Genomic DNA, 17,320 nt, shown 5'->3' on the forward strand with positions numbered 1-17,320 from the left:
CCGGTTCGGGTTCAGTGCCCCGCCAACCGCTTGGCAGGGACACCAAGAACCGTACACGGAACGGCCGGGGCCGATCGACGGAAATACTTCCGCCGACCGGCCCCGGCTGCCGTGACTGCGATCAGCCGCGCGGCTTCTCGCGCATCTCGTACGTCGCGATGACGTCGTCGACCTTGATGTCGTTGAAGTTTCCGAGGTTGATACCACCCTCGAAGCCCTCGCGGATCTCGGTGACGTCGTCCTTGAAGCGACGCAGACCCTCGATGTTGAGGTTCTCCGCGATGACCTTGCCGTCGCGGATGAGGCGCGCCTTGGTGTTGCGCTTGACCTCGCCGGAGCGGATGAGGACACCCGCGATGTTGCCCAGCTTGGACGAGCGGAAGACCTCGCGGATCTCCGCCGTACCCAGCTCGACCTCTTCGTACTCCGGCTTGAGCATGCCCTTGAGGGCCGCCTCGATCTCCTCGATGGCCTGGTAGATCACCGAGTAGTACCGGACGTCGACGCCCTCGCGCTCCGCCATCTGCGCGGCACGGCCGGCCGCGCGGACGTTGAAGCCGATGACGATGGCGTCGGAGCCCATCGCCAGGTCGATGTCCGACTCCGTGACCGCACCGACACCGCGGTGCAGGACCCGGATGTCGACCTCTTCGCCGACGTCCAGCTGGAGCAGCGACGACTCGAGCGCCTCGACGGAACCGGAAGCGTCACCCTTGATGATGAGGTTGAGCTGCTGGATCTCGCCGGCCTTGAGCACCTTGTCCAGGTCCTCGAGGGAGACGCGGCGCACGCGCTTGGCGAACGCGGCGTTGCGCTCACGGGCGGCACGCTTCTCGGCGATCTGACGGGCCGTACGGTCCTCGTCGACCACCAGGAAGTTGTCGCCGGCGCCCGGGACGTTGGTGAGACCGAGGACGAGGACCGGAGTCGCCGGACCCGCCTCTTCCACGTTCTCGCCCTTGTCGTCGAGCATGGCGCGGACGCGGCCGTAGGCGTCGCCCGCGACCATCGTGTCGCCGACCCGCAGCGTGCCTCGCTGGACCAGGACGGTCGCGACGGCGCCGCGGCCCTTGTCCAGGTGGGCCTCGATGGCAATACCCTGCGCGTCCTGCTCCGGGTTGGCCCGGAGGTCGAGGGAGGCGTCGGCCGTGAGGATCACGGCCTCCAGCAGGGAGTCGATGTGCAGACCCTGCTTGGCGGAGATGTCGACGAACATGGTGTCGCCGCCGTACTCCTCGGCCACCAGGCCGTACTCGGTCAGCTGACCGCGCACCTTGACCGGGTCGGCACCCTCGACGTCGATCTTGTTGACCGCGACCACGATCGGCACGTCGGCCGCCTTGGCGTGGTTCAGCGCCTCGATCGTCTGGGGCATCACACCGTCGTTGGCCGCGACCACGAGGATCGCGATGTCGGTGGACTTCGCACCACGGGCACGCATGGCGGTGAACGCCTCGTGACCCGGGGTGTCGATGAAGGTGATCTTGCGGTCCTCGCCGTTGACCTCGGTGGCGACCTGGTACGCACCGATGTGCTGCGTGATGCCGCCGGCCTCGCCCGCGACGACGTTCGTCTTGCGGATCGCGTCCAGCAGTCGGGTCTTACCGTGGTCGACGTGACCCATGACGGTCACGACCGGCGGGCGGGACTCGAGGTTCTCCTCGCCGCCCTCGTCCTCGCCCCACTCGAGGTCGAAGGACTCGAGCAGCTCGCGGTCCTCCTCCTCGGGGCTGACGATCTGAACCTGGTAGTTCATCTCGTCGCCGAGCAGCTGCAGCGTCTCGTCCGAGACGGACTGCGTGGCGGTGACCATCTCGCCGAGGTTCATCATGACCGCGACGAGCGACGCCGGGTTGGCGTTGATCTTCTCGGCGAAGTCGGTGAGGGACGCACCGCGCGACAGGCGAACGGTCTCGCCGTTGCCGCGAGGCAGCATCACGCCGCCGACCGACGGGGCCTGCATGGCCTCGTACTCCTGGCGCCTCTGCCGCTTCGACTTACGGCCACGACGCGCCGGGCCGCCGGGACGGCCGAAGGCGCCCTGCGTGCCACCACGGCCGCCGGGGCCACCGGGACGGCCACCGAAGCCGGGACGACCGCCGCCGCCGGCACCGCCGGGACGACCGCCACCACCGGGACCGCGGCCACCGCCGGGGCCACCGCCGGGACGGGGACCGGCAGCCGGACGCTGCGGCATCATGCCCGGGTTCGGGCGGTTACCGGCGGGGCCGCCACCCGGGCGCGGGGCCTGGGGACGCGGCATGCCGCCGGGAGTGGGACGCGGGCCGCCGGGACCGGCCTGCGGACGGGGGCCGCCCTGACCGGCGCCCTGCGGACGCGGACCGCCCGGGGCACCGGGGCCACCGGGACGCGGGGCACCGCCGGGACGGGGCGCCTGCGGGCGCGCCATGCCGGTGGAGCCACCGGAGGTGAACGGGTTGTTGCCCGGACGCGGACCCGCGGGACGCGGGGCACCCGGACGGGGCGCCTGACGGTCGCCGCCGGGACGCGGGGCGCCACCGGGACGGCCGCCGCGCTCGCCACCGCGCTCGCCGCCCTGACCGCGCTCGCCCTGCGGGCGGCCGGCGGGACGGGGACCGGGGGTGGCACCGGGCCGGGAACCGGCGGCCGGGGCCGACGGGGGCGCGGTGAACTCCGGGTTCGCCGGGGCCGGCGAGGCGGGCGCCGGCTTGGGCGCCGCCGCGGGCTTGGGACCCGGGGTGGGACGCGGGCCGGGGACCGGCGCCGTGCTGCCTCCCGCGCGGCCTGCCGCTGCGGGGGGCGTGTCGGCCGCCGCGGGCTTCGGCGCGGGGGCGCCGGGCTTCGGGGCAGCGGGACGGGCCGCCTGCGCCGGGGAGGGCGCGGACGGGGCGGGGGTGCCTCCCGGGCGGCTCGCCGCCGAGGGGGAGGGCTTGGCCGGCGCGGCCTTGCGGGGTGCGCCGGGCTTCGCTGCGGACTTGCCGGCGTTGCCGCCGGGACCCTGCAGCGCGTCGGTCAGCTTGCGTACAACCGGCGCTTCGATCGTCGAAGACGCCGAACGGACGAATTCACCGAGTTCCTGGAGCTTGGCCATGACGACCTTGCTCTCCACACCGAACTCCTTGGCGAGTTCGTATACCCGGACCTTAGCCACATCGCTCCTTTTAGGTCCGGGTTACCGCCGGACCGTCGCTACTTCATGGGCGTACTCATCGCGTACTCATCGAGTGCTCATCGCAATCTCGACCTACTTCCAACTCGCGAGGTACCTGACCGCACGGTGTTCCGTGCCGTACTTCTTCTTACGGTGCCGGCTGCTCGACGTACCGGCGGACGTTCGCGACGTCGAGCGGTCCCTGGACCCTGAAGGCCCTCGGGAACGCCCGGCGGCGGACCGCCAGGTCGAAACAGACCGAGGCGGGATGCACATAAGCACCCCGGCCGGGCAGCGTACCGCGTGGATCGGGGGCGCACTCGCCCATGATCACCACGATGCGCAGCAGATCGTGCTTGGCCGCTCGCTCCCGGCACCCCACACAGGTTCGCTCAGGGCAGGCGCGGGTGTGCGTCCGGCCAGACACGGTTAAGTCTACCTCCCCGCACCGACCTCACCCCTTTGGGGCAAAAATCGAACGGTTGTTGTCGTGATCTCGCCATCGCACAACGTGACGATGACGCGTTCTATTCCCCGGACGCGCCGGGGAACGCTCGTCAGTCCTGGTCGCCGGCGGGCTGCTGCTCGGTGTCCGGGCGGATGTCGATGCGCCAGCCGGTCAGGCGTGCGGCCAGACGGGCGTTCTGCCCCTCCTTGCCGATGGCCAGCGACAACTGGTAGTCCGGCACGGTCACCCGGGCGGACCTGGCGGCCAGGTCGACGACCTCCACCTTGGAGACGCGCGCCGGGGAGAGCGCGTTCGCCACCATGTCGGCCGGGTCGTCCGACCAGTCCACGATGTCGATCTTCTCACCGTGCAGCTCGGCCATCACGTTGCGCACCCGGCTGCCCATCGGGCCGATGCAGGCGCCCTTGGCGTTGAGGCCCGAACGGGTGGACCGGACCGCGATCTTGGTGCGGTGACCGGCCTCACGGGCGATCGCCGCGATCTCGACGGACCCGTCCGCGATCTCCGGCACCTCCAGGGCGAACAGCTTCTTCACCAGGTTGGGGTGCGTCCGGGACAGGGTGACCGACGGGCCGCGCACGCCCTTGGCGACGCGGACGACGTACGTACGCAGCCGCAGCCCGTGCGTGTACTCCTCGCCCGGCACCTGCTCCTGCACCGGGAGGATGGCTTCCAGCTTGTCGTCCAGCTTCACCAGGACGTTCTTGGGGTCCTTGCCCTGCTGCACCATGCCGGCGACGATGTCGCCCTCACGGCGGGCGTACTCGCCGAAGGTGACGTCGTTCTCGGCGTCCCGCAGCCGCTGCTGGATGACCTGACGGGCGGTGCTCGCCGCGATCCGGCCGAAGTCCGACGGCGTGTCGTCGAACTCCTTGGGCTCCTGCCCCTCCTCCAGGTCGGCCGGATCCTCCTTCGCCCACACCGTCACATGACCGGTCTGCCGGTCCAGCACGACACGGGCGTGACGTCGGGCTCCCTCGGTGCGGTGGTAGGCGATGAGGAGGGCCGACTCGATGGCCTCGACCAGCAGGTCGAAGGCGATCTCCTTCTCCTGTGCCAAGCCCCTCAGGAGCTTCACGTCGATGTCCACGGCTACGCCTCCTCTTCCTTCTTGTCCTTGCGGTTGAACTCGATCTCCACGCGCGCCTTGGCGATGTCCCCGAACGCCACGCGGCGGGCGGTGGGCTTGCGCCCCTTCACACCCGGCACCTCGAGATCGAGGCCCTCGTCGTCCACGGAGAGGATGCGGGCCACCAGCTCGCCCCCTCCCTCCGCCCCCTGGGCGGTCAGCTGGAGCTTCACCAGGCGGCCGGTGGCGCGTACGTAGTGGCGGTGCTCGGTCAGCGGGCGGTCCGCGCCCGGCGAGCTGACTTCGAGGACGTACTCCTCGTCGCCCATCGCGTCCGTCTCGTCGAGCTTGTCGGAGATGGCGCGGCTCAGCTCGGCACAGGCGTCGAGTTCCACGCCCTCGTCCGAGTCGACGACGATCCTCAGCATCCGCCTCCGGCCCGCCCGGGACACCTCGATCTCCTCGAGGTCCAGGTCCTCCGCGTTGACCAGCGGTTCCAGCAGCCCGCGCAGCCTTTCGCTCTGGGTGGTGCTCATCCGGGTGACTCCTCGGCCGCGTGTGCTGTTGTGGGATCGTCGCGTGTCAGATCAAAGGGTATCCGGTCGCGGGGGGTGTTGCCGTCCACCTCGCGACAAGCCGCAGGTACGCTCGCCTGCGGTGATCTTCGGGTCCGGCTGGTCCGGCTGCTGAGGGAGTGACGCGTGAGGCGTACGGGAACGACACGCAGACACGCGCTCATCGCGTCGGGCGCGGTGGCGGCGGCCGGTGTGCTCGGCGCGTGCACAGCGGACGACGAGGGCGGCACGGCGTCCGCTTCGGCTGCCGAACGCTCCGCGCGCGCGGAGACGGCGCTGCGGCGCCGGTCGGCCGCGACGAGCGCGACGCTGCTGGCCAAGTACGACGAGGTCCTCGCCGTACACCCCTCCCTGGCCCACCGGCTGGCCCCGCTGCGCGCGGCGGGGGCGGCCCATGTCGCGGCCCTGGCGCCCCCGGGAACGTCACCCTCGCCGAGCGGCCCGGCCACCGCGGGCGTGCCCACCGCGCCGGAGCCCCCGGCCCGGGCGGCGGTGCCTCCGGGCGGCCCGGCCGCTCCGGTGGGCACCGTGCCCGCCGACCCCGGCGTCGCGGTCGCGGAGCTGGCCGCGGCGGCGCGGCGGACCGCCGACGCGCACGCCGCCGTCCTGCTCACCGCCCCGCCCGAGTACGCCCGGCTGCTGGCGTCCGTCGCCGCCGCGGCGGCCGCGCACGCCTACCTGCTGACCAGTGAAGGGACCCCGTCATGAGCGAGGCCGCCCTGGAGGCCGCCCAGGCGGCGCTGGCCGCCGAGCACGCGGCCGTGTACGGGTACGGGGTCGTCGGCGGCCGGATCGGTGACGGACGGGCGGCGGAGGCGACCGCCGCGTACGCCGCACACCGGGCCCGGCGGGACGCGCTGGCGCGCGCGGTGCGCGACCTGGGCGGCAGGCCCGCCGCGTCCGCCGCCGCGTACGCCCTGCCGTTCCCGGTGCCGGACGCGGCCGCGGCCGTACGGCTGGCGGCGGAGCTGGAGGACCGGGTCGCGGGCGTCTACTCCGACCTCGTACGGTCCGCGGAGGGGCCGCTGCGGCGCGAGGCGGCGAGCGCGCTGCGGGAGGCGGCGGTCCGGGCCGTGCGGTGGCGGGGCAGCGGCGTAGCCTTTCCAGGGCTCGTCGAGCGACTGTGAGGCCGGGCTCCGAGAGGGAACTTCGAGAGGGAACAACGCACGCATGGGTTTTGAACCGCCGCAGCGACTGGTGCGGGCTCTCGGCGAGACGTACGGCGACGCGGCCGCGGGCGACTGGCTCGCCCGGCTTCCGGAGCTCGCCCGGCGGGCGGTCGACCTGCGGCACCTGGACGTCGAACGGGTGATCGCGCCGGGTGGCCGCAGCAGCCTCGTCGCGCTCGTGAGGCTGCCGGACGGCACCCCCGCCGCGCTGAAGGTGGCGCCGCCGTTCGCCGCGCCGGACCTGGAGCGGGCGGCGCTCGCGCACTGGAACGGCTGGGGCACGGTACGCCTGCTGGAGCCGTCCGGGGCGGAGGCGGGCAGCCCGGAGGCGGCCGGGGCGGGGGCGGCCCGGGCGGGCCTGCTGCTGGAGCGGCTGCACACGGAGGTGAGCCTGCGCTCCCTGCCGGAGTCCAAGGCGCTGCTGGAGGCGGCCGGTACGGTGCGGCGACTGTGGGTGGACCCGCCGGAGGGCCACGGCTTCGAGTCGGTCGCCGAGCGGACCGCGCGGCAGGCGGAGGCGATGCGGGCGGTGAAGGACACCGAGACGGCCGCACTGGTGTCCGCCGCCCTGGACGCCAGGGACGAGCTGGTGGCGGACGCTCCCGAGGCGCTGCTGCTGCACGGCAACTTCCGGCAGGGCAAGGTGCTCGCCGGTGAGCGCGCGCCCTGGCTTGCGGTCGGCCCCGATCCGCTCGTCGGCGAACGCGCGTACGACCTGGCCCGGCTGGTCCGCGACCGGGTCGAGGACCTCGTCGCGGCGGCCTCCGGCCCCTCGTCGGGGCGCCGCCGGGTGAACAAGCTGGCCGACTCCCTCGACGTGGACCGCGAGCGGCTGCGCCGCTGGACGCTGTTCCGGGCCGTGGAGTCGGGGACGCGGGCGCTGGCGGCCGGGCGACGGCAGGACGGGGAGCTGCTGCTGGAGTTCGCCGGCTGGCTCTAGAACTCCCCGAATGGCCCTATAGGTGCGATATTGGGGATAACGCACCCGTACCACCCGGCTCGGACGGGAGGGCCGTCATGGTCGAGGAACTGCTGGCAGCGGCGACGGCTGTGGGTTCGGCCGCCGTGGTGTACGTGGCGGCCGCCGCCAGGGTCGTCAAACAGTACGAGAAGGGCGTGGTGCTGCGCTTCGGGCGGCTCCGCAGCGGCATCCGGGGACCCGGGTTCACCATGGTGGTCCCGTTCATCGACCGCATGCACAAGGTCAACATGCAGATCGTGACCATGCCGGTGCCCGCCCAGGACGGCATCACCCGCGACAACGTCACGGTCCGGGTCGACGCGGTGATCTATTTCAAGGTCGTGGACGCGGCGGCGGCGATCATCCGGGTCGAGGACTACCGCTTCGCGGTCTCCCAGATCGCCCAGACCTCGCTCCGCTCGATCATCGGCAAGAGCGACCTCGACGACCTCCTCTCGAACCGGGAGAAGCTCAACCAGGGGCTGGAGCTGATGATCGACAACCCGGCCGTCGAGTGGGGTGTGACCATCGACCGGGTCGAGATCAAGGACGTCTCGCTGCCGGAGACGATGAAGCGCTCGATGGCCCGCCAGGCGGAGGCCGACCGCGAGCGGCGGGCCCGGGTCATCAACGCGGACGCCGAACTCCAGGCGTCGAAGAAGCTGGCCGAGGCGGCGGGGGTGATGTCGGAGACCCCCTCCGCGCTCCAGCTGCGGCTGCTCCAGACCATCGTCGCCGTCGCCGCCGAGAAGAACTCGACGCTGGTGCTGCCGTTCCCGGTGGAGCTGCTGCGCTTCCTGGAGCGGGCGGCGCAGGATCCGTCCCCGGAGCCCCGGCGGCCCTCCGCCGCCCCGCACCCGGCCTCACTGCACGTCCACGACCCGCACCTGCACGACGCGCTGGACGCGGCACCCGAACCGGCACCGGCACGGGCGCCGGCGACGGCGCCCCAGGCGCGGGACGACGACGCCGGTACGGCCGGCTGTATCTGAGCCGCCGCCCTGCGCGCCGAGCCGGGTGGACGGCTGTATCGCCGCCCTGCGCGCCGAGCCGGGTGGACGGCTGTATCCGAACCGCCGCCCTACGCGCCGAGGCGGGCGATCGCCTCGTCGACCGTCAGCTCCTCGCGCTCACCGGTGCGGCGGTCCTTCAGCTCGACGACGCCCTCGCCCGAGCGGCGGCCGGCGACGAGGATCTTCGGTACGCCGATGAGCTCGGCGTCCGTGAACTTCACACCCGGCGACACCCCGGCCCGGTCGTCGACCAGGACCCGCAGGCCGGCCTCGCCGAGCTTGCCCGCCACGTCGAGGGCGAGCTCCGTCTGGAGGGCCTTGCCGGCCGCGACGACGTGGACGTCGGCCGGGGCGATCTCGCGGGGCCAGCACAGGCCCTGCTCGTCGGCGTGCTGCTCGGCAAGGGCCGCGACCGCGCGGGAGACGCCGATGCCGTACGAGCCCATGGTGACGCGGACGGGCTTGCCGTTCTGGCCCAGGACGTCCAGCTGGAAGGCGTCGGCGTACTTGCGGCCGAGCTGGAAGATGTGACCGATCTCGATGGCGCGGTCGATCTTGAGGTGGCCGCCGCAGTTCGGGCAGGGGTCGCCCTCCTCCACCACGACGACGTCCAGATACTGGTCGACCTCGAAGTCACGCCCGGCGACCACGTTCTTCGCGTGCGTGTCGGGCTTGTTGGCACCGGTGATCCAGGCCGTGCCGGGCGAGACGCGCGGGTCGGCGATGTACCGGACCTTGTCGAGACCCTGCGGGCCGACGTAACCGCGCACGAGGTCGTCGCGGCCCTCGAAGTCCTCGCCGGTGACCAGCTCGACGGCCGCCGGGGCCAGGTGGTCCTCCAGCTTGCCGAGGTCCACCTCGCGGTCGCCGGGGACACCGACGGCGACGATCTCGCCGTCGACCTTGACCAGCAGGTTCTTCAGCGTGTGGGAGGCCGGGACGCCCAGGTGCGCCGCGAGCGTCTCGATGGTCGGCGTGTCGGGGGTGTCCAGCTCCTCGACCGGGCCGTGCGCGGTGGGGTCCTCCGGCTGCTGCGTGAAGGTGACGGCCTCCGTGTTGGCGGCGTAGTCGCAGTTCGGGCAGTACACGAAAGTGTCCTCACCGGCGGCGGCCGGGGCGAGGAACTCCTCGGAGGCCGAGCCGCCCATGGCACCCGACACCGCGGAGACGATCTTGTGCCGGAGCCCGAGCCGGTCGAAGATCTTGATGTACGCCTCACGGTGCAGCGCGTACGACTCGGCCAGGCCCTCGTCCGTCGTGTCGAAGGAGTACGAGTCCTTCATCTGGAACTCGCGGCCGCGCAGGATGCCGGACCGGGGACGCGCCTCGTCGCGGTACTTCGTCTGGATCTGGTAGAGGATCACCGGCAGGTCCTTGTAGGACGTGCACTGGTCCTTGACCAGCTGGGTGAAGATCTCCTCGTGGGTGGGGCCGAGCAGGTAGTCGGCGCCCTTGCGGTCCTTGAGGCGGAACAGCTCGGCGCCGTACTCCTCCCAGCGGCCCGTCGCCTCGTAGGGCTCCTTGGGCAGCAGCGCCGGCAGCAGGACCTCCTGCCCGCCGATCGCGTCCATCTCCTCGCGCACCACGCGGGAGACGTTCTCCAGGACCCTCATGCCCAGCGGCAGCCAGGACCAGATGCCCGCGGCGTTGCGACGGACGTAACCGGCGCGGACGAGCAGCTTGTGGCTGAGCGTCTCGGCGTCCGCCGGGTCGTCGCGCAGTGTCTTGACCATCAACCGGGACATGCGCTGGACCTGGGCCATGGGGAACTCTCCTGCGGTGAAAAGTGTGATGGCTAGGAGGTTAGCTCCGGGGCGGCTGCTGGCGGAAATCAGTTCCGCCCCGGGGACCCCTCCCGGCGCAGCAGCGGCAGCGGCGCGCCCATCACCGCGTACGGCTTCGCGGCGCTCGGGAAGTGGACCCGCCGGGCGAGGTCCGTGTAGCCGAGGGCCCGGTAGAGGAAGCGGGCCGGATTCTCGACGTCGATGGCGGAGAGGATGGAACGCGGCTGCTCGACGGCGTCCGTGATGCCGGTGATCAGCTGCCGGCCGATGCCACGGCCCTGGAAGTCGGGGTGGACATGGAGCTCGGTGATGACGAAGGAGTCGTCGAGCCAGGCGTCGTTGCCCTCACGGACCAGGTACGGCTGGACGACCGTCGACCACCAGTGGGTGCGGTCGTTGGGCATCCCGTACACGAAGCCGACCAGCCGCCCGGCGGAGGTCGTCGCGGCGTAGGCGCACGCGTCCGGGCTGCGCAGGTGGCGAAGCACGATGTGGCGACGGACCGCGACCTCGTCCTCGGTCAGCCCGAAGGCGACGGCCTGTACGGCGAGGGCGGCGTCCACGTGCGCGGCGAGGTCGGCGGGACGGATCACGACGTCATCCATGCGACCGAACCTTACAAGCGCTTCGGAAGGGCACGCTCGAGCGCGTCAGAAGAGCACGCTCATGAAGGCACCGACCTCCTGGAACCCGACGCGGCGGTAGGCGGCCCTGGCCGGGAGGTTGTAGTCGTTGACGTACAGCGAGACGACCGGCGCGACGTCGTCGAGGGCGTACCGCAGCACGGCGGCCATCCCGGTCTCGGACAGGCCCCGGCCCCGGTACTCGGGGGCGACCCAGACGCCCTGGATCTGGCAGGCCTGGGAGGTGGCCGCGCCGATCTCCGCCTTGAAGACGACCTTGCCGTCGTCGACACGGGCGAAGGAGCGGCCGGCGCCGACGAGTTCGGCGACGCGTGCCTGGTACAGCAGGCCGCCGTCGCCGGCCATCGGCGAGATGCCGACCTCCTCGGTGAACATGGCCACGCACGCCGGCATGATCACGTCCATCTCCTCCTTGCGGATGCGGCGGACGTACGGGTCGGGCTCGACGTCCGGGGACGGCCGGTCGGTGACCATCAGCGGCTGACGGGCGCGGACGTCCCGCGCGGGGCCCCAGCTCGGCTCGAGGAGCCGCCACAGCCGCGCGGTGGGCTCCGCGGGGCCGACGATCGACGAGCAGCGGCGCCCGGCCCGGCGGGCGCGGTCGGCGAAAGCGCGGACGGCTTCGGGCGTGGCGCAGATCGGGACGAGGTTGGCGCCGGAGTAGCAGAGCGAGCGCAGCCGCCCGTCCGCGTACCAGCCCCACATCTCGCCACCGAGGCGCCACGGGTCGAGCCCCGCGACCTGCACGCGGGAGGTGACGAACGCGTTGGCGACGGGCTCGCTCTCCAGAACGGCGAGCGCGGCGCCGAGGTCGCTGGGCTCGAGCACCCGGGTGGTGGTCTGCGTCAACACGAGGGGGCCTCACCATGCGTTCCATACGGGTCCTGGCACTGTACCCGGCGCCGCCGCGGATACGTCCGGCCGACGCCGGCCCCTCCCCGGGCGAGCCCGGCCGCGGGCGGCTGCGGGGGGCGGTGCGTGGCGGGGGCCGTGGGCGGGTGCGGGGGGGGTGCGTGGCGGGGGCGGGTGTGTGACGGAGGCCTGGCCGTGGGCGGTGTGTGGCGTGGGGCGGTGGCTTCGCCGTTGTGGGCAGTCGTTCCGCTGAGGCGGAACGGGTGGGCACAACGGGCGGGACCTCTGCCCGGTGCCCCACGGGGCGGGGGGCGCGGTGGGGGTGGGCGGGGCCCCTCCGGGCTCGCCTCCTCGGGGTCGGCGGCCTTGGGAACGAGTCGGGGAACCCGCCCGTCGCCGCCAACCCCTGCGGGGGCGACCCTGCACGGCCCCACCCGGGCCGGAACCCGGGTGCGGGGCACGAGGAGACAGCCGTACGCCGGGTACGGAATGGCGCTCGTCAGCTGATGGTGACGGCGGGTTCTCCCGACGCGACGCCGTCCTTCTCCATCTGCTCGGCGATCTTCATCGCCTCCTCGATCAGCGTCTCGACGATCTTCGACTCCGGGACGGTCTTGATGACCTCGCCCTTCACGAAGATCTGGCCCTTGCCGTTGCCGGAGGCGACACCCAGGTCCGCCTCGCGCGCCTCGCCCGGGCCGTTCACGACGCAGCCCATGACGGCGACGCGCAGCGGGACCTCCAGGCCGTCGAGGCCGGCGCTGACCTGGTCGGCGAGCTTGTAGACGTCCACCTGGGCGCGGCCGCAGGAGGGGCAGGAGACGATCTCCAGGCGGCGCTGGCGCAGGTTGAGGGACTCCAGGATCTGGATGCCGACCTTGACCTCCTCCGCCGGCGGGGCGGAGAGGGAGACGCGGATGGTGTCGCCGATGCCCTCGGAGAGCAGAGCACCGAAGGCGACGGCCGACTTGATGGTGCCCTGGAAGGCGGGACCCGCCTCGGTGACGCCAAGGTGCAGCGGGTAGTCGCACCGGGCGGCGAGCTGGCGGTAGGCGTTGACCATGACGACCGGGTCGTTGTGCTTGACCGAGATCTTGATGTCCCGGAAGCCGTGCTCCTCGAAGAGGGACGCCTCCCACAGCGCGGACTCGACCAGCGCCTCGGGGGTGGCCTTGCCGTACTTCTCCAGCAGCCGCTTGTCGAGGGAGCCCGCGTTGACGCCGATGCGGATGGGAGTGCCCGCGTCGCCGGCGGCCTTCGCGATCTCCTTGACCTTGTCGTCGAACTGCTTGATGTTGCCCGGATTGACCCGCACCGCCGCACACCCCGCGTCAATCGCGGCGAACACGTACTTCGGCTGGAAGTGAATGTCCGCGATCACCGGGATCTGCGACTTCCGCGCGATCGTCGCCAACGCGTCCGCGTCGTCCTGCGTGGGACAGGCCACCCGCACGATCTGACACCCCGACGCCGTCAGCTCCGCGATCTGCTGGAGCGTGGCACCGATGTCGGAAGTCCGCGTCGTCGTCATCGACTGCACCGACACGGGCGCGTCCCCGCCCACGGCAACCGACCCGACCTGGATCTTGCGACTGACACGGCGGTCGGCCAGCTTGGTCGGAACGGACGGGATACCGAGAGAAATCGCGGTCATCTGCTGTGCAACCCCAAGGTGTGGATCGAGGTCCCGAGATCGGCGGGCTCCAGCTTCGAGATTACAGCCCCCCGATGACACGGCCGGACACCGCGGGGTGTCCGGCCGTTGTCGTTCACGCGTACGTACGCGGTCTAGGAGATCTTCACCGGGTTGACGATGTCCGCGACCAGGACGAGCAGGGTGAAGCAGATGAAGACTCCCGCCACCACGTAGGCGACCGGCATCAGCCTGGCGACGTCGAACGGTCCCGGGTCGGGCCGCCGGAAGACCTTCGCCAGGTTCCGGCGTACGGACTCCCAGAACGCGCCCGCGATGTGCCCGCCGTCCAGGGGCAGCAGGGGCAGCATGTTGAACAGGAAGAGGGAGAGGTTGAAGCCGGCCAGCAGGGTGAGGAACGTCGCGATGATGTTCTGCGTGGGGATGTCCAGGTTCATCACCTCGCCGCTGATCCGGGCGGCGCCGACGACGCCCACCGGGGAGTCCGCCTTGCGCTCGCCGTCGCTGAAGGCCGCGTTCCACAGGTCCGGGACCTTGGAGGGCAGGGCGACGATGGACTCGACACCGTTCTCGAGCATGTCGCCCATGCGCTCGACGGACTGGCCGAAGCTGAGCGGCAGGATCTCCGTCCTGGCGGCGAAGCCGAGGTAGCCGGCCGGTACGAACTTGCCGTCGACGACCTCGCCGTCCTCGTCCTTCTGGACCACTTCGTTCTTGATCAGCGTGGGGTGGAGGGTCAGTTCCTCGCCGTCGCGGACGACGGTGAGGTCCGTGGGGCCGATGGTGTCCCGGATGCGCTGGGAGAGCGTCGCCCAGTCGTCGACGGGCCTGCCGTCGAAGGCGACGATCTTGTCGCCCACCTTGAGGCCGGCGGCGTGGGCGGGGGACACCGGGTCGTCCTCGGCGCAGGTGTCGCGCTTCTCGCTCTGTTCGATGACGCACTTCTGCACGCCGGCGACCTCGGTCGTCTGGGTCGCGTACCCGAACGTCATCGAGACGCCGAGGAAGATCGCGACGGCGAGGATCAGGTTCATGAACGGTCCGGCGAACATGACGATGACGCGCTTCCAGGGCTTGCGCGTGTAGAACAGCCGCGTCTCGTCACCCGGCTGGAGCTCTTCGTACGCCGCCGACCGGGCGTCCTCGATCATGCCGCGGAACGGGGAGGTGGAGCGGGCCTCTATGCGGCCGTCGTCGCCGGGCGGGAACATGCCGATCATGCGGATGTAGCCACCGGCGGGGATGGCCTTGATGCCGTACTCCGTCTCGCCCTTCTTCCGCGACCAGATGGTGGGGCCGAAGCCCACCATGTACTGCGGCACGCGGATGCCGAAGAGCTTGGCCGTGGACAGGTGGCCCAGCTCGTGCCAGGCGATGGAGAAGAGCAGTCCGACGGCGAAGAGCCCGATGCCGAGGATCGTCAACAGAAGAGTCATGCGCGAGCCTCCGCGGTCGCCTTCGCCGTCAGTTCACGGGCCCGGGCGCGCGCCCAGGTCTCCGCCTCCAGGACGTGCCGGGTGGTCAGGGAGGTTCCCCCGGCCGGGGTTCCGTGCTCGGTCACGACGGCCGTGACGGTGTCCATGATGCCGTTGAAGGGGAGCCGCCCGGCGAGGAACGCCTCCACGCACTCCTCGTTCGCGGCGTTGAACACGGCCGGGGCCGTGCCGCCGAGCTGTCCGACGTGGCGGGCGAGGCCGACGGACGGGAAGGCTTCCGTGTCGAGCGGGAGGAATTCCCAGGTGGACGCCTTGGACCAGTCGAAGGCGGGCGCGGCGTCGGGGACGCGGTCGGGCCAGCCGATGCCGATGGCGATCGGCCCGCGCATGTCGGGCGGAGTGGCCTGGGCGAGGGTGGACCCGTCGGTGAACTCGACCATCGAGTGGACATACGACTGCGGGTGGACGACCACCTCGATGCGGTCGAAGGGAATGTCGTAGAGCAGGTGTGCCTCGATGACTTCCAGACCCTTGTTGACGAGCGTGGCGCTGTTGACCGTGATCACCGGCCCCATGGCCCAGGTGGGGTGCGCGAGCGCGTCCTCGCGGGTGACGTGGGCCAGCTCCTCCCGCGTACGGCCGCGGAAGGGGCCGCCGGAGGCGGTGACGACCAGTTTCCGGACGTCGGCCCGGGTGCCGGCGGCCAGCGCCTGGAAGAGCGCGGCGTGCTCGGAGTCGACCGGGATGATCTGGCCCGGCTTGGCGAGGGCCTTCACCAGCGGGCCGCCGACGATCAGCGACTCCTTGTTGGCGAGGGCGAGGGTCCGGCCCGCTTCGAGGGCGGCGAGGGTCGGCGCGAGGCCGATGGAGCCGGTGATGCCGTTGAGCACGGTGTGGCAGTCGGAGGCGGCGACCTGGGTGGCGGCGTCCGGTCCGGCGAGGATCTCGGGCAGCGGCTCGGAGCCGTACTGCTCCCTCAGCGCCTCCCGCAGTACGGGCACGGCCTCCTCGCGCGCCACGGCCACCGTACGCACCCCAAGCCGCCGCGCCTGCTCGGCGAGGAGCCCGGCCCGGCCGCCGGCGGCGGACAGGGCGGTGACGCGGAAGCGGTCGGGGTTGCGCAGCACCAGGTCGATGGCCTGGGTGCCGATGGACCCGGTGGAGCCGAGGACGACGATGTCCCGGCGGCCTTCGGATGGATCGAAGGCGATGTGCGGGTCTGCGAGGGGGGCTGGGCTGTCGCTCATGCCCCCCATTCTTGCCGCATCCGCGGCGTGCCAGGACCCGGCATCCCCTAAGCCGGGGAAGTGAACTTCCCCCAATGGGCGTGGAAGTCCGGGAACGTCTTGCGTACGCAGCCGGGGTCGTCGAAGGAGATGCCGGGGGTGCGGAGGCCCGTGACAGCGAAGGACATGACGATGCGGTGGTCGCCGTGGGTGATGATCTCGGCGGGGCCGGGGGTGCCGGGGTGGATCTCGATCCAGTCGGGGCCGGTGGTGACCGCGACGCCGAGGCGCCGCAGGTTCTCGGCGCACGCCTCCAGCCGGTCGCACTCCTTGACCCGGGTGTTCGCCACGTCCTCGATCCGGACCGGGCCGTCGGCGTACGGGGCGAGGGCGGCGAGGGTCGGCATGGTGTCGGAGATGTCCCGCATGTTGACGGTGAGGCCACTGAGGCGGCCGGTGCCGCGCACGGTGGTGCCGTCGGCGGTGATCGTCACGTCGGCACCCATGCGGCGCAGGACGTCGACGAAGGCCAGGTCGCCCTGGAGGGCGCCGGTACCGAGGCCCTCGACGGTGACCTCGCGACCGGTGAGCGCGGCGGCGGCGAAGAAGTAGCTGGAGGTCGAGGCGTCGGGCTCGATGGCGTACGTGGTGGCGCGGTAGCCGGTCGGGGGGACGGTGAAGACGTCGCCCTCGCGGGCGGGTACGGCACCGAAGGACCGCATCATGGCGAGGGTGATCTCGACGTACGGCTCCGAGACCAGGTCAGTGACGGTGATCGACAGCCCCTCGGTGGTGAGCGGGCCGAGCATCAGCAGGGCGGTGAGGTACTGGGACGACTGCCCGGCGTCCAGGGTGAGCGCCCCGCCCTTGATGCCGGACGCGGCGATCCGCAGCGGGTGGTGGCCCTCGGCCTCCTCGTGGCGGATGTCGGCGCCCAGGGTGCGCAGGGCGTCGGTGAGCGGTGCGAGGGGGCGGCGGCGCATCTGCGCGGAGGCGTCGAACCGGAAGTCGCCGTGTCCCGCGGCGGCGAGCGCCGGCAGGAACCGGGCGGTGGTGGCGCCGTCCCGGCAGTAGACGTCGGCGGCCGCGGCGGCGGGCCCGGCGGGGCGGCCGTGGACGCGCCACTCGCCGGGCGCGCGTTCGACCTCGTACCCGAGGGCGAGGAGCCCCTCGGCGAACCCTTCGGTGTCGTCGGAGGCGAGCGGGCGGAGGAGCCTGGTGGTGCCTTCCGCCGCCGCGGCGAGGAACAGGGCGCGGGCGGTGACGGACTTGGAGCCGGGGATGTCGATGACGGTCACGGCGCCCATCCTGCCGTCCGGGGCGGGACGGGCGCCG

At 72.0% G+C, this 17,320-nt stretch carries 15 protein-coding genes; 4 read left to right on the forward strand and 11 right to left on the reverse strand.

Features of this window, described 5'->3' with window-relative positions; genetic code table 11:
- Window positions 1-121: 121 nt before the first annotated feature.
- The 4 genes from infB to rimP all read right to left on the reverse strand — a co-directional run bounded on the left by infB (window position 122) and on the right by rimP (window position 5,207).
- Window positions 122-3,133, reverse strand: coding sequence for a translation initiation factor IF-2 (gene infB, locus ABD347_RS28675; protein ID WP_344366665.1), 3,012 nt, complete (start codon window positions 3,131-3,133; stop codon window positions 122-124).
- 148 nt (window positions 3,134-3,281) lie between these two features.
- A complete protein-coding gene (locus tag ABD347_RS28680; protein ID WP_344366666.1) occupies window positions 3,282-3,560 on the reverse strand; it encodes a YlxR family protein in 279 nt (92 codons plus the stop codon).
- 130 nt (window positions 3,561-3,690) lie between these two features.
- Window positions 3,691-4,692 (reverse strand): transcription termination factor NusA, encoded by a 1,002-nt coding sequence (nusA, locus tag ABD347_RS28685; protein ID WP_344366667.1) that lies wholly within the window; start codon window positions 4,690-4,692, stop codon window positions 3,691-3,693.
- Window positions 4,693-4,694: 2 nt separating this feature from the next.
- Window positions 4,695-5,207 (reverse strand): ribosome maturation factor RimP, encoded by a 513-nt coding sequence (gene rimP / locus ABD347_RS28690; RefSeq protein ID WP_344366669.1) that lies wholly within the window; start codon window positions 5,205-5,207, stop codon window positions 4,695-4,697.
- A gap of 165 nt (window positions 5,208-5,372) precedes the next feature.
- Here rimP and ABD347_RS28695 point away from each other — a divergent pair, with 165 nt between their 5' ends.
- The 4 genes from ABD347_RS28695 (at window position 5,373) to ABD347_RS28710 (ending at window position 8,368) form a co-directional block, all read left to right on the forward strand.
- Window positions 5,373-5,954, forward strand: a complete 582-nt coding sequence (locus ABD347_RS28695; protein ID WP_344366670.1) for a hypothetical protein — start codon at window positions 5,373-5,375, stop codon at window positions 5,952-5,954.
- Window positions 5,951-6,373, forward strand: a complete 423-nt coding sequence (locus tag ABD347_RS28700) for a ferritin-like domain-containing protein (RefSeq protein WP_344366672.1) — start codon at window positions 5,951-5,953, stop codon at window positions 6,371-6,373. The genes ABD347_RS28695 and ABD347_RS28700 overlap by 4 nt, the downstream gene beginning before the upstream one ends.
- Before the next feature lie 43 nt (window positions 6,374-6,416).
- Window positions 6,417-7,355 (forward strand): aminoglycoside phosphotransferase family protein, encoded by a 939-nt coding sequence (locus tag ABD347_RS28705; RefSeq protein ID WP_344366674.1) that lies wholly within the window; start codon window positions 6,417-6,419, stop codon window positions 7,353-7,355.
- 77 nt (window positions 7,356-7,432) lie between these two features.
- Window positions 7,433-8,368, forward strand: coding sequence for a slipin family protein (locus ABD347_RS28710; RefSeq protein WP_344366677.1), 936 nt, complete (start codon window positions 7,433-7,435; stop codon window positions 8,366-8,368).
- Between the two features lie 89 nt (window positions 8,369-8,457).
- Here ABD347_RS28710 and ABD347_RS28715 read toward each other — a convergent pair whose 3' ends face one another.
- The 7 genes from ABD347_RS28715 to aroA all read right to left on the reverse strand — a co-directional run bounded on the left by ABD347_RS28715 (window position 8,458) and on the right by aroA (window position 17,283).
- Window positions 8,458-10,152: a proline--tRNA ligase gene (locus ABD347_RS28715; RefSeq protein ID WP_344366679.1), complete on the reverse strand. Its 1,695-nt coding sequence runs from the start codon at window positions 10,150-10,152 to the stop codon at window positions 8,458-8,460.
- A 68-nt stretch (window positions 10,153-10,220) separates the two neighbouring features.
- Window positions 10,221-10,778, reverse strand: coding sequence for a GNAT family N-acetyltransferase (locus ABD347_RS28720; protein ID WP_344366682.1), 558 nt, complete (start codon window positions 10,776-10,778; stop codon window positions 10,221-10,223).
- A 45-nt stretch (window positions 10,779-10,823) separates the two neighbouring features.
- Window positions 10,824-11,666, reverse strand: a complete 843-nt coding sequence (locus ABD347_RS28725) for a GNAT family N-acetyltransferase (protein WP_344366907.1) — start codon at window positions 11,664-11,666, stop codon at window positions 10,824-10,826.
- A gap of 502 nt (window positions 11,667-12,168) precedes the next feature.
- Window positions 12,169-13,323 (reverse strand): flavodoxin-dependent (E)-4-hydroxy-3-methylbut-2-enyl-diphosphate synthase, encoded by a 1,155-nt coding sequence (gene ispG / locus ABD347_RS28730; protein ID WP_344366685.1) that lies wholly within the window; start codon window positions 13,321-13,323, stop codon window positions 12,169-12,171.
- A gap of 134 nt (window positions 13,324-13,457) precedes the next feature.
- Window positions 13,458-14,759, reverse strand: coding sequence for a M50 family metallopeptidase (locus tag ABD347_RS28735; protein WP_344366687.1), 1,302 nt, complete (start codon window positions 14,757-14,759; stop codon window positions 13,458-13,460).
- Window positions 14,756-16,015, reverse strand: a complete 1,260-nt coding sequence (dxr, locus tag ABD347_RS28740) for a 1-deoxy-D-xylulose-5-phosphate reductoisomerase (protein WP_344366689.1) — start codon at window positions 16,013-16,015, stop codon at window positions 14,756-14,758. The genes ABD347_RS28735 and dxr overlap by 4 nt, the downstream gene beginning before the upstream one ends.
- Window positions 16,016-16,053: 38 nt before the next feature.
- Window positions 16,054-17,283 carry a 3-phosphoshikimate 1-carboxyvinyltransferase gene (gene aroA / locus ABD347_RS28745; RefSeq protein WP_344366692.1) on the reverse strand — a complete coding sequence of 410 codons (1,230 nt, stop codon included), beginning with the start codon at window positions 17,281-17,283 and terminating at the stop codon, window positions 16,054-16,056.
- Window positions 17,284-17,320: the final 37 nt, after the last annotated feature.

Source organism: Streptomyces gobitricini (genome assembly GCF_039532985.1).
Lineage (GTDB): Bacteria > Actinomycetota > Actinomycetes > Streptomycetales > Streptomycetaceae > Streptomyces > Streptomyces gobitricini.